Below are 15,741 nucleotides of genomic sequence, written 5' to 3' on the forward strand. Positions count from 1 at the left end.
ACCTCATTCCTCTGCGCTCGTGGTGTCGTGCACGTCCGCCCCCTCGGATTCGGCCCGGTCGTCATCGGCGGGCAAGTCGACCAGCATGGTCAGTCCGCCCCCTGGAGTCGGTTGCGCGCGAACGGTGCCGCCCATGGCCTCCACGAATCCGCGCGCTACCGAGAGACCGAGCCCGACACCGGAGGTGCTGTCTCCGAGGCGTTGGAATGGTTCGAACAGTTGATGCTCGGCGCCCTGCGGTACACCGGGACCGGAATCCACCACGGCGATGAATACTCGGTCGCCGGCGTAGTCGGCTGTGACGTGCACCGTGGTCGGGTGCGGGGTATGCCGCAGAGCGTTGTCGATCAGGTTGGCAAGCACCCGTTCCAACAAGCCGTCGTCGGCGAGTACCGCGACGTCGCCGACCTCGACCCGGACTCGGGCCATCGCCGCGTGCCGCGTTCCCATGCCGATACTCACCAGCGCGCGATGCACTGTCTCGTCCAGATAGACCCGTCGCACCCGCGGCGTGACCACACCGACCGCGAGGCGTGAGGAGTCCAGCAGATTGCCGACCAGCGCAGTGAGCTGATCGACCGACTGTTCGATCGTCTCCAGCAGTTGGGCGGTGTCGTTCGGGGAGAACTCGATGTCGTCGCTGCGCAGACTGGAAACCGCTGCTTTGGCTCCGGCCAATGGCGTGCGCAGGTCGTGGCTGACCGCGGAAAGCAGTGCCCGCCGCAAACGGTCGGCTTCTTGCAGGGCTGCAGCGGCGTTCGCCTCCTCGGCCAGCCGCGTCTGTCGCACCAACGCCACGGCCTGGTTGGCCACCGCGCTCAGCACAGGCCGGTCGGTTGCCGCCAAGGCAGGACCGGCCAGCAACAGCCAGTGGCTGGCATCACCTGCCTCGATCACGGTGCTCGCTTCCGAGGGCGCATAGGGAGGATCGACCCCGATCGTGGCGAGCACCTGGTCGCCGGCAGTCAGGCTCACAGCCCGCTGGGCGAAGACCTCCCTGATCTGCCGTAGCAACCCGGGCAGGTCGGTGCCGTGCAGTATGGCGCCAGAGAACATGGTCAGCAGCTCGGCTTGTCGAGCTGCCTTTCGCGCTTGCCGGGTTCGTTTCGTGGCCACGTCGACCAACCCGGCCACTGCGACACCGACGATGAGCAACACGCTCGCAGTGATCATGTCGTTCAACTCTGCGACCGCGAGGTTGTAGCGCGGTGGCGCGACGAACCAGCTCATCAACACCCCGGACAACAATGCGGCACACGCCGCGGGCACGATCCGGCCCAACAGGGCCACGGCGACGACACCGACGACGAACAGTGCGCTGACCCCGCCGAGCCCCAGTGCGTCGTTCAACAGAGTCACAGCCAGGGTGAACACGACGGCGGGGATCAGGAATGCCGCCAGCCAGGCGCCCATGCGGCGGCGTGAACGCGACGCAGTGCGTCGGGAGCCACGACGCGCGTGCTCGTGAGCCACCACGTGAATGTCGATCGCGTCGGACAGGCTCACCACCGTAGAGCCGACGTCTTCGTCCAGTATCCGTGCCCAGCGTGCACGTCGTGATCGTCCGATCACGAGCTGGCCGGCGTTCGCTTCCCGAGCGAACGCCAGCAGAGTCTGGGCCACGTCATCGCTGGTGACAGTGTGCAGCGTCGTTCCCAAGGCTGCGGTGAGCTCGCGCAGCCGGGCAAGCCGCTCGGCGGCGCCGGCAGCCGGGCGAACACTACGGACGACGTGGACGACGGCCAGGTCGGCATCGGCATCGGCGGCGATCCGGTATGCCTTGCGGATGATGGTCTCCGACTCCGGGCCGCCGGTCACTCCCGCGACCACACGTGACTGCCGGACAGGCTCGGAGATCGGGAGATCGGCCCGGAACTCGGCTGCGGCAGCGAACTCGGCTGCGGAGTCGACTTCGGTGGTCAGCCACCGGACGGTCAATTCTCGCAGCGCGTCCGGCGTCATGCCGACCAGTTCCACTTCGTCCGCGTAGCGCACCACGACCTCGGGAACGGTCTTGCGCTGGTGACCGAGCCGCGTTGCGGCCTGTTCCAGTCCCTCCAGTTGTTGTAGGCCGACCGTCGAGATCACGTCGATGCCGGCGTCGAGCAGCTCGCCGACGTCTTGCCACCGCTCGGTGTGTCCGCTGCCCGTCGTGTCGGTGTGGGCCAGCTGGTCGATCAGCACCGCGGCGGGTGCACGCCGTAACACCGCCTCGACGTCCAGTTCGCACCAGGTGGCGTTGTTCACCTCGACCTGTTTCGGCGGAATCCGTTCGATGCCGTCGAATGCTCGTGCGGCCTGTTCTGGGCCGCACGTTCCGCCGAGCGCGGCCACGACGTCGCGCCCACGTCGCAGCTGTCGGCGCGCCTCGTTCAGCATGGCGTCGGTTGTGTCGACTCCCGGTGCGACGCCGAGGCAAATACGCAGCTGACCGCGTTTCACGCCTCAATCATCGCGCGCCACACCCACTGGGCGGAACAATCTCGATCGACTGCTGGGCGTTGTGGCCCACCCGGTTGGGTCACGCGAGCCGTGATCCGGCGTACGACTACCGCGCCTGTGGGCGGCCGGAGCGCGCTCGGACCCCGAGGGCGCGAACGACCAGCATGCAGCAGACGAATCCCACGATGAGGGTTAGCGCTGACATCACAGCGTCCTAGTCCTTGCCGAGCGGTCGGCATCGAGCGTTGTGGAGCTGTTCGACAGCACCCGTTCGCTGTTCCTACCTTCGACGCGCACGTCGACCTCGATTCTGTGTGAATGAAGACATCACCTGGACGAATGTGCCAGCAGTAGGTCCGGAAATTCTCTTGTGGGCCGCGGCCCGACTTCCGACGGCTGGCTGATGGTCCTGGTATCGCGGCTACTGCGCAGTCGTCGGTGGCCGCACGAAGCACGGTATGCCAGCCGATACCGTGACTCAGTCTGCACCGCAATCGGAGCAAATGCAATGGATCCAACGAGGGATTCGGGGGACGAGTCGATAGTCTTGGCTCTCGGATACCACTGCCGCGTCGAACAGACCGACGACCATATGAACCGAAAGGTCGAATTTGCACCTGAAGAGTCTGACGTTGAAGGGCTTCAAGTCCTTCGCGTCCGCGACGACGCTGCGATTGGAGCCCGGCATCACCTGTGTCGTCGGTCCGAATGGATCGGGTAAATCGAATGTCGTCGACGCGCTCACCTGGGTAATGGGCGAGCAAGGTGCGAAGGCGCTGCGTGGCGGCAAGATGCAGGATGTGATTTTCGCCGGCACCTCGGGTCGTGCCCCGTTGGGTCGTGCCGAAGTCACGTTGACCATCGACAATTCCGATGGTGCGCTGCCCATCGATTACGCCGAAGTATCCATCACCCGGCGCATGTTCCGCGATGGTGCCGGCGAGTACGAGATCAATGGCGGCGGATGTCGCCTGATGGACGTACAGGAACTTCTGAGCGATTCCGGCATCGGACGCGAGATGCACGTCATCGTCGGGCAGGGCCGATTGTCGGCCATCCTGGAATCGCGCCCGGAGGATCGCCGTGCCTTCATCGAGGAGGCGGCCGGCGTGCTCAAGCATCGCAAACGCAAGGAAAAAGCACTGCGCAAGCTCGATGCCATGCAAGCCAACCTGGCCCGTCTCACCGATCTCACGAGCGAACTCCGTCGCCAGCTCAAACCATTGGGCAGACAAGCCGAGGCCGCCCGCAGAGCCGCAACCGTGCAGGCCGACCTGCGCGACGCGCGCTTGCGCCTGGCGGCCGACGACCTGGCGGCTCGTCGCGGCGAGTTGCAAAGCCAACAGAGCAAGGAAGCCTACGCTCGTGAGCAGCAGCTCACGGTGCAGTCGGAGTTGGATGCCGCCAATGCCGCACTGGCCGAGCACGAATTCCAGCTGTCGCGTCTGGCGCCCAGGGCCGAGGCAGCCGCACAGCTGTGGTTCGACCTGTCGGCGTTGTCCGAGCGGGTCGGCGCAACCATTCGCATCGCTACCGACCGGGCACGCCACCTCGACACCGCGGTCCCGGTGGGCACCGGGCGCGACCCCGAGCAGCTCGAAATCGAAGCGCAGGCGATCGAGGCGCAGGAGAGCGAGCTGCGAGCTGCGGTCGAGATGGCGATCGAGCTGTCGGCGGCGGCGGGTGACCAGGTGGCCGAACGCGAGATGGCCGCGAAGGCCGCCGAACAGGCGCATCTGGCTGCTGTGCGTGCGGTCGCCGACCACCGAGAGGGGGTGGCTCGGTTGTCCGGCAGGGTCGACACCGTGCGCGCCGGAGCTCAGACGGTGGACGCGGAGATCGTCAGGCTCTCGGCCGCCGTCGAGGACGCGAGGCGACGCGCGGAGGTCGCACACGCCGAATTCGACGCGGCGCAAGCCGAACTCGCCGAACTGGAGGCGAGTGAGGCAGGTCTGGACGCACAATCCGAGCACGCTGCGCAGGCACTGGAATTGGCCGATCGACGCGTCGACGAACTGCGCGAGGAGGACCGCGAGGCGGGCAAGCGGGTGGCGTCGTTGGATGCGCGTATCGAAGCGCTTGCCATGAACCTCACTCGCCGCGACGGGGCTGCCTGGCTGGCACAGCACCGCGAACAGGACGTACGCGGTGCGCTATCGACGTTGCTGCGGGTGCACAGCGGTTACGAAGCGGCGGTCGCCGCCGCCCTCGGTCTGCTGGTGGATGCAGTGACGACCGACACCGGCGAGTCCGCCCACGCCGCGATCTCTGCGCTCAAAGAGTCCGATCAGGGGCGCGCCGCAGTGGTGTTCGGCGCTGAGGCCATCGACCGGCAGCGGCTCGGTGCGCCGCCCTCCGGCGGCCGCTGGCTGATCGACGTGGTCGAGTGCCCCGATGCGGTCCGGGGCGCGCTCGAGGCGCTGACGTCGGGCACCGCCGTGGTCGACGATCTGCCCGCCGCTCGGGTGGCCCTCACGATTCGGCCCGACATCCGTGTGGTCACCCGCGACGGCGACCTCGCTGGAAACGGTTGGCTGCTGGGCGGTTCCGACCGCGCACCGAGCCAACTCGAAATCCGTTCCGACATCGATACCGCCGAGAACGATCTGGTCGCGGCGCGGCGCCGCGCCGAGGAACTCGAGGCAGCGCTGTCGGGTGCACTGGCCGAACAAACCGACCGCAAGCACGCCGTCGACCACGCGCTGCTCGCCTTGCACGAATCCGATCAAGCGCTGACTGCGATCTATGAACGCCTCGGCCGGCTCGGTCAGACCGCTCGCGCAGCGCATGCGGAGGGTGAGCGCCTGCAGGCCCAGCGCACCGCTGCCGAAGACAGCAGAAAGGAAGCGCTCGCCGGTCTCGCCGAATTGGAAGAGCGCCTCCGGCATGCCGAAGCCGATCGACTCGACGGCGACAGCGCGGGCGCGGCGGGCGCAGAAACAGCGAGCCGGCTGCGCGAAGAAGCGGCGGCCGCGCTGGCCGAGGCGCGGGCGCGGGAGGTCGAGGCCCGGCTCGCGGTTCGCACTGCCGAAGAACGTGCGGAATCGGTACGCGGGAAAGCGGATTCGCTGCGCCGCGCCGCGCATGCCGAGAAGGAAGCGCGCGCTCGCGCGGAGCGCGCTCGCGCTGCGCGCACCAAGGCCGTCGAGGTCGCGGTCGCCGTCGCCGCGTCCGGCGGAAAGATCGCCGCGGAGTTGGAGGTCGTGGTCGGCGCGGCGGCTGATCGCCGTGATGGCCTGGTACGCCGGCGCTCCGAATGCGCCACACAGGTCGAGCAGATCAAGGAGCGGGTGCGGGTGCTCACCGGGCAGCTGTCCGACCTCACCGATGCGGTGCACCGCGACGAGGTGGCCAGGGCGCAGGCGGCACTGCGCATCGAACAGGTGCAGACGACCATCACCGAGCAGTTCGGAATCGCGTTCGACGATCTGATCGCCGAGTACGGACCCGATGTCCCGGTCCCGCCGTCCGCACTGGAGTTGCAGGAATACGAGCAGGCCACGCAGCGTGGCGAACAGGTCACCGCACCGGTTGCCATGCCCTACGATCGGCCGACTCAGCAGCGGCGCGCCAAACGTGCGGAGAAGGATCTGGCGACCCTGGGTAAGGTCAATCCGCTCGCGCTGGAAGAGTTCGCAGCACTCGAGGAACGCTACAACTTCTTGTCCACCCAACTCGATGACGTCACCAATGCTCGCAGCGACTTGTTGGGCGTGGTCGCCGAGGTCGATGCGCGCATCCTTCAGGTGTTCACCGACGCCTACGCCGATGTCGAGCGTGAGTTCGTCGACGTGTTCGCGACATTGTTCCCTGGCGGTGCGGGCAGACTGTTGCTGACCGACCCTGCCGACATGCTCACTACCGGCATAGAAGTGGAGGCTCGTCCACCGGGTAAGAAGGTCAAGCGGTTGTCACTGTTGTCGGGCGGGGAGAAGTCGCTGACTGCCGTTGCGCTCCTGGTGGCCATCTTCCGCGCGCGACCGTCACCGTTCTATGTGATGGACGAGGTCGAGGCGGCGTTGGACGACACCAACCTGCGCCGGCTACTCGGATTGTTCGAGCAGCTTCGGGAGAAGAGCCAGCTGATCGTGATCACCCATCAGAAGCCGACGATGGAGATCGCCGACGCTCTCTACGGTGTCAGTATGCGTGGTGACGGAATCACACAGGTGATATCTCAGCGACTGCGGGGTCACAACCTGGCTGCGGCCGGTACGACGGGGTGAGCGAGCGCCGTCGCGATCAGAGCAGGTCGCTGACGTCGTCGGGCACGTCGACGGCATACTTGCGCAGGATATCCATCGAGATCACCTCCAGCGCGTTCTCGTGCGTGGCTGCCAACACAACCGGGGCCGCGACCCCGTCTTCGTGCGCGTGCAACCATCGAACGGCCACCACACACCATCGGTCGCCCGGCTGCAGGCCTGGAAAGTTGTTCTCTGGGCGCGGTGTACTCAGATCGTTGCCTATCGATGCTTGGTGTTCCAGAAACTCTGCCGTGACGACGGTGCACACGGTGTGGCTGCCCAAGTCGTCCGGTCCCGTACTGCAGCAGCCGTCCCGGTAGAAGCCGGTCAGAGGATCGGTGCCGCACTCTTGCAGCGGCCCCCCAAGCACGTTTCGATCGGTCACGTCGCTGATCCTATTGATACTTGGCGAGAAGTTCCGCAGGACAAGAAATCTCGAGGGGGTGTCGGCGCCCGAACGGCCCGCGCCTGCCTACCGTCTGCCGAGGTCGTGGAATTCGGAGAGTGTCCCTGTCGCTGTGGCGCGCTCGTCCGGGCGGGGCCGGCGCTCGGCCCGATGTGGCTGGGCGCCGGGGCGGATGTGGCTGGGCGCCGGGGCGGATGTGGCTCGGCGCCCAGGCGGCGATGGACGATCTGCAAGGATGGTCCGCGTGAGTCCTGACGTGTGGATCCTGATCGCCGTGGTCGCCGCAGTGCTACTCCTGGTGGCGCTCGTCGGCGGTTTCGTTCGATACCGGCGCGGCCGGGTGTCGCTCGCCCCGGGTACACAGGACAAGGAGGTAGCCGATCGGTCCGGTGGCTATACCGCCTCCGGCAGCTTCAACTTCAGTCGGGGCGGCGTCGTAGCCGAACCGCGGCTGGACGAGCCCACCGGTGCGCAAGCAGAGCCGCACATCGGCGATGATGCCGCGATCCCACGCGACGCACCCAGACGCGGCATCACCAATGTTCCGTTGCCAGAAGCGGATGTCACCGAGGCGCCCGCAGCGTCGGGTTCCGCATCGGCCCCGCCCACACTCGCGGAGCAGGAAGCGCCCACCGTACCCGCAGAGCCGAAAGCCACGGTGGTACCCGACGCGCCGGCTGCAGCGGCCGACCATGCGCCGGCGCCATCGGTCGATACCGGCGCGGCGTCGGTCGAATCGGGAGCGGCGGATTCCGTGACGAAGGCGACCGTTGCCCCCACCGAGACCGTCGCGTCGGATACCCCTGTCGAAACCGATAGCAGCGTTGAGACTGCCGCCGGCACCGCGATTGCCGGCGGAGAGATTGCTCCCGGAGCAGAGGTCGCGGCAGGCCCCGGTGGCACCGCGCTCGAAGAGATCGAACCGTCCGCCGGGCGTCTGGTCCGGCTGCGCGGACGCCTGTCCCGCTCGCAGAACGCGGTGGGCAAGAGCCTGCTCGGCCTGCTCGGCGGCGGCGACCTCGACGATGATTCGTGGGAGGAAATCGAAGACACTCTCGTTCTGGCCGACCTCGGCACCGCGAGCACCACGGCCGTGGTCTCGCGCTTGCGTGCCGAAATAGCGGCTCGAAGCGTGCGCACCACCGACCAGGCCCGAGCGGTTGTGCGCGATGTGCTCGTCGAGCAGTTGCGGCCGGAACTCGACCGCTCGGTTCGGGCGTTGCCGCACCCCGATCACCCGTCGATCTTGCTGGTGGTCGGGGTGAACGGAACCGGCAAGACGACCACGACCGGCAAGCTGGCTCGTGTACTCGTCGCCGACGGTCGTCGCGTATTGCTCGGTGCGGCCGACACCTTCCGTGCCGCTGCGGCCGATCAATTGCAGACGTGGGGAGAGCGCGTCGGCGCGGAGACCGTCCGTGGCCGCGAGGGCGCCGACCCCGCGGCGGTCGCGTTCGACGCGGTCGCCGCAGGGGTCGATCGCGGTGTCGATGCCGTCCTGATCGACACCGCCGGCAGGCTGCACACCAAGACCGGGTTGATGGACGAGTTGGGCAAGGTCAAGCGGGTCGTGCAGAAGAAGGCGGCGGTGGACGAAGTCCTGCTGGTGCTGGATGCGACCATCGGTCAGAACGGATTGGCCCAGGCTCGCGTGTTCGCCGAAGTGGTCGATATCACCGGTGTCGTGCTGACCAAGCTGGATGGGACCGCCAAAGGCGGCATCGTCTTCCAGGTCCAGCACGAACTCGGGGTACCGGTAAAGCTGGTCGGCCTCGGCGAGGGCGCCGACGACCTCGCCCCGTTCGAGCCCGCGGCGTTCGTGGACGCCCTGTTGGGCTGAATCATTGCAAGCCCTGTTGGGCTTGCAATGATTGCAAGTCCTGTTGGGGTGATCGGCCCTGCCCTGTTGGGCCGATCACCCCGCGGCGACTCTCGGATTCGCTGTTGCGGCACCACAGGTAGCGAATGTCGGATTTTTCGAACCTCCTGCTCACAGCGCCCTGACAATTCTTGTGCGCGGTTCGAAATATGTCGGCAACACATATGCGCAATCCGTTCACGTAGGTGAAACGTGTCAGCTCTATGGATGAAACACCGAGTAAGGACCCTTCTCTGCAGGTCCATTTGCCGGAAGCGGCTGGGCTCGAGATGAGGAGGACAACAAGGTGGCTTACCCCTTGACCGGTGTACCGGATACCGGCGACACCGCGTGGATGCTTGCGAGCGCTGCGCTCGTACTACTGATGACACCGGGCCTGGCTTTCTTCTACGGCGGTATGGTCCGGTCGAAGAACGTGCTCAACATGATCATGATGAGCGTCAGTGCCATGGGCTTGGTCAGTGTGCTGTGGGCGCTGTACGGATACTCGATTGCCTTCGGCGACAACACGTTCGGACTGATCGGCGACCCGACGCAATTCTTCGGCCTCAAGGGCCTGATCGGCGGTGACGCGTCTTCTGAGGTGGCCATCCCGCTCGCGGGCACCATCCCGGCGACGGTTTTCGTGGCCTTCCAGTTGATGTTCGCCATCATCACACTCGCCCTCATCTCGGGCGCGGTGGCAGACCGCCTGAAGTTCAGTGCGTGGCTGCTGTTCGCGGGTATCTGGGCCACGGTCGTCTATTTCCCGGTTGCTCACTGGGTATTCGACTTCGATGCCACGGACGACGACGGCAATCTGGTGCACGAGGGCGGTTGGATCGCGAACAAGTTGGAGGCGATCGACTTCGCCGGTGGTACCGCGGTGCACATCAATGCCGGCGCCGCCGCATTGGCGCTGGTTCTGGTGCTGGGAAGGCGCAAGGGTTGGCCGGCCGCTCCCTTCCGTCCGCACAACCTGCCGTTCGTCATGCTGGGCGCCGGTCTGCTGTGGTTCGGCTGGTTCGGGTTCAACGCCGGTTCTGCACTGTCGTCCGGCGGCCTCGCTGGTTCGACCTTCGTCATCACCGCGATTGCGACCGGTGCGGCGATGCTGGCCTGGTTGCTGGTCGAGAAGATCCGTGACGGCAAAGCGACGTCCCTGGGCGCTGCCTCGGGCATCGTGGCCGGTCTGGTCGCCATCACCCCGGCCTGCTCGTCGGTGAACGTGCTCGGTGCACTCGCGGTCGGCGTGGTTTCTGGTGCGCTGTGCGCCCTCGCGGTCGGCCTCAAGTTCCGGTTCGGCTTCGACGACTCGCTCGATGTGGTCGGCGTGCACTTGGTCGGCGGCATCGTCGGCACATTGATGGTCGGTTTCGTCGCGGCGCCGGAAACGGGCGCGGGTGTCGCCGGCCTGTTCTACGGCGGTGGCGCGGACCAGTTGTGGAAGCAGGCCGTGGGCGCCTTTGTGGTACTTGCCTTCTCCTTCGTCGTAACACTCGTCATTGCCTATATCGTGAAGTTCACCATTGGGCTGCGCGCGAGCGAAGAAGCCGAGTCGGTGGGCTTGGACGAGTCCGAGCACGCGGAATCCGCCTACGACTTCGCCGCTGTGGGTGGCACGGCACGTTCGGCCGTCAAGGAGGCATGACGAACATGAAACTGATCACCGCAATCGTCAAACCGTTTACGCTCGAGGACGTCAAGACCGGGCTCGAGCAGGCGGGTGTGTTGGGCATGACCGTCAGCGAGGTGCAGGGGTACGGCCGACAGAAGGGACACACCGAGGTCTACCGCGGGGCGGAATACTCGGTCGACTTCGTGCCGAAGGTCCGTGTCGAAGTCGTGGTGGACGACGCGTCCGTCGACAAGGTCGTGGAGGTGATCGTGGAAGCCTCCCGCACCGGCAAGATCGGTGACGGCAAGGTCTGGGTCAGCCCGGTGGAGTCCATCGTCCGGGTGCGTACCGGCGAACGCGGCACCGACGCGTTGTAACGGATCGCTGGAGTAGAGACACGTCGAGCAGCGGCCCCGCTCCAACCGGGATACCGGTCGGGCGGGGCCGCGGTCGTGAGGTGGTGGATAGTGGGTAGGTACGACGAGCGCGAGACGAACTCGACCGTGGTCGACTCTGCTGATGGTCGGATGGCCAGCGGGGCGGCAGATCTGGTTCGTGCGCGCGGGCGACTTCTCGACGGCGGTCAACCAGGTAGCCCGCGGCTCGACGCCGAGTCGCTGCGTGCGGCGTTGGTCGACCTGCACGAACTGTGGTTGACCAACAAGGGCGGCGAGTTGGGTATCGCCGAGGGCAGCGGGTTGGCGGTGATGGCAGTCGGCGGTCTCGGTCGCGGTGAGATGCTGCCGTATTCTGATCTCGATCTGGTGCTGGTGCACGCCGAAGTCGCAGCCGCGCAGGTCGCCGAGATCGCGGACCGGCTCTGGTACCCACTGTGGGACGCGCACATCAAACTCGACCACAGTGTTCGAACCGTGTCGCAGGCGGTGGAGGTGGCCGCCGGTGACCTCATCGCCGCGCTCGGTATGCTCGAAGCTCGGCATATCGTGGGCGATCAGGAGTTGAGCTCTCGACTGATCGGCGCCGTGCGGCGCGAATGGCGTTCCGGAATCCACTCGCGCTTCGACGAACTCGTCGACCACACCAGGGCCCGATGGCAGCGGGCAGGTGAGATCGCGCATCGCGCCGAACCGGATCTGAAGAACGGGCGCGGGGGTTTGCGCGATATTCAGCTGCTCGATGCCCTGGCCATCGCCCAGCTGACCGACCCGATACCCGGACTGGGACCGGAAACACCCGGGGGCGGACTACGATCGGCCCACCGGCGTTTGCTGGATGTGCGTACCGAACTGCATCGGGTGGCCGGCCGCCCGCGTGACCAGCTGCACGCGCAAGACGCGGACGAGATCGGCGCGGCGCTGCGCCTCGGCGATCGTTTCGACTTGGCTCGCACGCTCAGCGATGCGGCCCGCACGGTCGGCTATTCGGTGGATGTGGGTCTACGCACCGCGGGCAATGCTCTTCCTCGCCGCGGATTGGCACGGCTTCGTCGCAAACCGCTGCGCCGACCACTCGATGAGGGGGTGGTCGAACACGCGGGTGAAGTGGTGCTCGCCCGGGATGCTCGTCCGCACCGCGATCCCGGGCTCGTTCTCCGGGTTGCTGCGGCTTCGGCCCGGACCGCGCTGCCGATTTCGGCGACCACCCTCAACCGACTGTCGGAGGACGCTCCGGAGCTACGCGAACCGTGGCCCACGGATGCGCTCGACGATCTGTTGGTTCTCTTGGGGGCGGGCCGCGGCGCCGCCGATGTGATCGAGGCGCTCGACCGTACGGGATTGTGGGGCCGGCTGTTGCCCGAATGGGGCGCAGTGCGTGATCTGCCCCCGCGTGATGCCATGCATACCTGGACCGTCGATCGCCATCTCGTGGAGACGGCCGCCCAGGCCAGCACGATGAGCACCCGGGTAGCACGTCCGGACCTGCTGTCGCTCGGCGCCGTACTGCACGACATCGGCAAAGGACGTGCGGGCGATCACAGCGTCGTCGGTGCGGAATTGGCCACCCGCATCGGTCGCCGCCTCGGCCTGCGACCGTCGGATGTGCACACCCTCGGCACCATCGTCCGGCATCACTTGTTGCTGCCGGAGGTCGCGACTCGGCGCGACCCGTCCGATCCCGAGACGGTTCGCCAGGTGGTGGATGCACTCGAGGGTGATCCGCAGGCGCTGGAGGTACTGCACGTTTTGGCCGAGGCCGATTCCCTGGCCACCGGTCCCGGCGTGTGGGGCGACTGGAAGTCATCGCTGATCGGCGAGTTGGTCCGGCGCTGCCGCATGGCCATGGCGGGCGATCCGGCGCCGATGCCGGCGCCGATCTCACCGGAGATGGCCGAGCGTGCGCGGGCAGGCGGGGTACACGTCGACCTGGCGCGCGGCGAGAATATACATGCCTACACGGTGACCGTGGTCGTGCCCGACGGCCCGGATGTTCTTTCGGCCGCTGCGGGTGTACTCGCCTTGCACTCGTTGCAGGTGCTGTCGGCCTCGCTCGGCGTCGAGGGCGATTGCATCGTCGCTGTTTTCGGCGTCACGCCCACGTTCGGCGACCCGCCGGAGGTCGGTCTGTTGCGCCAGGACGTGATCCGCGCGACAGCTGGGAATCTGGATGTTTCCGCGGCGCTGGCCAAGCGCGAGCGGGCGGCGGGCGATGTCGGACGGCGTCTGTATGCCCACGCTCGACCGCGGGTCATCTGGTCGGATACCTCGGCGCCCGGCCCAGCAGTCCTGGAGCTGCGCGCCGAGGACCGGGTCGGCTTGTTGAGCCGTCTCGCCGCCGAGTTGGCCCGATGCGGCGCGAACGTCCGGTGGGCCTCGGTGGTCACATGGGGGGCTGCAGTTGTGGACCGTTTCGGCCTCGATGTGGGCGCCGAGGACGGACCTGCGCGTCGGGAAGCGATTGCCGATGCGCTTCTGGCTGTGGTTCCCGGTCCAGCGCCCAAGCCGTCGGAGAACGCTGTCGAGACGGTCTAGAAACAGGCTTGGACCTGCAAGTTTACCGAGTGATCAACCTGTTGCAGTATGTTTGCTACATCTGTACTCCAGTCCAGCGACCGGCCTTTACGATCTAGAGCGTCCGGCTATCGTAAGCACGAGGGGAGCAGGTCGGTGGCAATCGAGGTTGTTTCCGCGTCGACAATGACGAGCGACGAGACCACCCATATGGCGCGATGCGTCGGCGGAGACCGCTGGGTGGTCACGTGGCTGCCCGGCCGGACCTTGACCGGACAGCAGGCTGTGACGGCGATGACGATCGCGTCCACGGTGGCCAGCTCACCTGCGTCGAGCGCTGAGGAATGGGCTGTTCTCGACGACTTGGCGCTGGAGCTCGGGCTGACCGCCAACGAAGCGGTGTTCATGGTGGCCGAAGAGCATCACGACTATCGACGGCAGCCGAGCCCTCGTCGCCGGGTTCTGGAATAGCCGCTCGCTTCGCACAGGTGCACCGCCCGCACGGCTGCCCAGGTGATCCCACTACCCTGGGAGGGAATGTGACGTCCCCCGAGTTCAGGAGCGCGATCGGTGTTCGAATCCCTGTCCGACCGGCTTACCGGTGCCCTCAAGGATCTGCGCGGAAAGGGACGTCTGTCACCGGCCGACATCGACGCGACCGGCCGCGAGATCCGCCTGGCCCTGCTCGAGGCCGATGTCGCGCTACCGGTGGTGCGCGGTTTCATCGGCAGGGTCAAGCAGCGTGCGAAAGGCGCCGAGGTCTCCGCAGCGCTGAACCCGGCCCAGCAGGTCGTCAAGATCGTCAACGAGGAACTCGTGGGGATTCTCGGCGGCGAAACTCGGCGCCTGCACCTGGCCAAGAATCCACCGACGGTGGTCATGCTCGCTGGCCTGCAGGGTTCGGGAAAGACGACACTGGCCGGCAAGTTGGCGAAATTGCTCAAGGGGCAGGGACATCAGCCGCTCCTGGTGGCCTGTGACCTCCAGCGTCCCGGCGCCGTGACCCAGTTGCAAGTGGTCGGCGACCGTGCGGATGTGCCGGTGTTCGCTCCGCATCCTGGGACCTCCATCGGTGGTGGCGACAATCCGCTGGGCATCTCGGCTGCCGATCCGGTGAACGTGGCCCGCCGCGGAGTCGAGGAAGCGCGGCAGAAGCAATACGACGTGGTCATCGTCGACACCGCAGGTCGCCTCGGTATCGACGAGGAACTCATGCAGCAGGCCGCAGGCATCCGCGACGCCGTGCAACCGGATGAGACGTTGTTCGTGCTGGACGCGATGATCGGTCAGGACGCGGTCACCACGGCCGAGGCGTTCCGCGACGGTGTCGGTTTCACTGGGGTTGTGCTCACCAAGCTCGATGGCGATGCCCGCGGTGGCGCAGCCTTGAGCGTTCGTGAGGTCACCGGTGTCCCGATCCTGTTCGCCTCCACCGGCGAGAAGCTCGAAGACTTCGACGTATTCCATCCCGATCGGATGGCCAGCCGCATTCTCGGAATGGGTGACGTGCTCACCCTGATCGAGCAGGCCGAGCAGGTCTACGACGCACAACAGGCCGAGGTCGCTGCGCGCAAGATCGGCAGCGGCGAGCTGACCCTCGAGGACTTCTTGGACCAGATGTTGGCCATCCGCAAGATGGGGCCGATCGGCAACCTGCTGGGCATGCTGCCGGGCGCCGGGCAGATGAAGGACGTCCTTGCTCAGGTCGACGACAAGCAACTCGATCGTGTGCAGGCGATCATTCGTGGCATGACCCCCGCCGAGCGGGACAATCCCAAGATCATCAATGCATCCCGTCGACTGCGCATCGCCAATGGTTCCGGAGTCCAGGTATCCGAGGTCAACCAACTCGTCGACCGATTCTTCGAGGCCAAGAAGATGATGGCGATGATGGGGCGCCAGATGGGGCTGCCCGGTTCCCGTCGTAGCACCAAGAAGAAAGGCAAGAAGGGCAAGAAGAGCGGTCGCGGCCCGACGCCGCCGAAGGTGCGTGGCGGCTTCCCACCCATGGGCGGGATGCCCGGCATGCCCGCTGAGATGCCCGATCTGTCCGATATGCCCACGGGTCTGGACCAGTTGCCTCCGGGATTGGCGAATTTCGACCTCTCCAAGCTGGACTTCCCGAAGAAGAAGTAGCCGCACGTAGCGTCGTCCCGGCCCTCGAACGCCGGGGCGATCTCGTCGCTGGGCCGGGTGGGCGCACCAGTGACGCGTCTCCGAATGTGGGCGCTACGGTGGAACCAGTCGATGTGCAGGAGGTT

At 66.5% G+C, this 15,741-nt stretch carries 9 protein-coding genes; 7 read left to right on the forward strand and 2 right to left on the reverse strand.

The features are described 5' to 3' along the window. Positions 1–3: 3 nt before the first annotated feature. Complete coding sequence (locus K940_RS26900) at positions 4–2,442, reverse strand: ATP-binding protein (RefSeq protein ID WP_051406860.1); 2,439 nt, start codon at positions 2,440–2,442, stop codon at positions 4–6. Positions 2,443–3,053: 611 nt separating this feature from the next. On the opposite strand from K940_RS26900, the gene smc reads away from it, so the two are divergent. Further along, positions 3,054–6,668, forward strand: a complete 3,615-nt coding sequence (gene smc / locus K940_RS0104125) for a chromosome segregation protein SMC (RefSeq protein WP_028476485.1) — start codon at positions 3,054–3,056, stop codon at positions 6,666–6,668. 16 nt (positions 6,669–6,684) lie between these two features. Here the strand turns inward: smc and K940_RS0104130 are convergent, their stop codons facing one another. Further along, a complete protein-coding gene (locus K940_RS0104130; RefSeq protein WP_028476486.1) occupies positions 6,685–7,074 on the reverse strand; it encodes a DUF2237 family protein in 390 nt (129 codons plus the stop codon). Between the two features lie 265 nt (positions 7,075–7,339). Between K940_RS0104130 and ftsY the strand changes: the two genes are divergently transcribed. The 6 genes from ftsY to ffh all read left to right on the forward strand — a co-directional run bounded on the left by ftsY (position 7,340) and on the right by ffh (position 15,616). Further along, positions 7,340–8,935 carry a signal recognition particle-docking protein FtsY gene (gene ftsY, locus K940_RS0104135; protein WP_028476487.1) on the forward strand — a complete coding sequence of 532 codons (1,596 nt, stop codon included), beginning with the start codon at positions 7,340–7,342 and terminating at the stop codon, positions 8,933–8,935. A gap of 373 nt (positions 8,936–9,308) precedes the next feature. Next, complete coding sequence (locus tag K940_RS0104140) at positions 9,309–10,604, forward strand: ammonium transporter (protein WP_231390241.1); 1,296 nt, start codon at positions 9,309–9,311, stop codon at positions 10,602–10,604. Positions 10,605–10,609: 5 nt separating this feature from the next. Next, complete coding sequence (locus tag K940_RS0104145) at positions 10,610–10,948, forward strand: P-II family nitrogen regulator (protein WP_028476489.1); 339 nt, start codon at positions 10,610–10,612, stop codon at positions 10,946–10,948. A 150-nt stretch (positions 10,949–11,098) separates the two neighbouring features. Further along, entirely contained in the window at positions 11,099–13,501 is a 2,403-nt protein-coding gene (locus K940_RS26905) for a [protein-PII] uridylyltransferase (protein WP_036527523.1), read from the forward strand. Between the two features lie 135 nt (positions 13,502–13,636). Further along, on the forward strand, positions 13,637–13,951 hold the full coding sequence (locus tag K940_RS0104155; RefSeq protein WP_028476490.1) for a hypothetical protein: 315 nt from the start codon (positions 13,637–13,639) through the stop codon (positions 13,949–13,951). Between the two features lie 99 nt (positions 13,952–14,050). Further along, positions 14,051–15,616 carry a signal recognition particle protein gene (gene ffh, locus K940_RS0104160; protein ID WP_028476491.1) on the forward strand — a complete coding sequence of 522 codons (1,566 nt, stop codon included), beginning with the start codon at positions 14,051–14,053 and terminating at the stop codon, positions 15,614–15,616. Positions 15,617–15,741 lie beyond the last annotated feature (125 nt).

The sequence above is a fragment of the Nocardia sp. CNY236 genome, assembly GCF_000482385.1.
GTDB lineage: Bacteria > Actinomycetota > Actinomycetes > Mycobacteriales > Mycobacteriaceae > Nocardia.

Coding starts and splice junctions, on each gene's coding strand:
- K940_RS0104140 (WP_231390241.1), top strand. CDS start 9,309: ATGCTTGCGAGCGCTGCGCTCGTACTACTGATGACACCGGGCCTGGCT.
- K940_RS0104145 (WP_028476489.1), top strand. CDS start 10,610: ATGAAACTGATCACCGCAATCGTCAAACCGTTTACGCTCGAGGACGTC.
- K940_RS26905 (WP_036527523.1), top strand. CDS start 11,099: ATGGCCAGCGGGGCGGCAGATCTGGTTCGTGCGCGCGGGCGACTTCTC.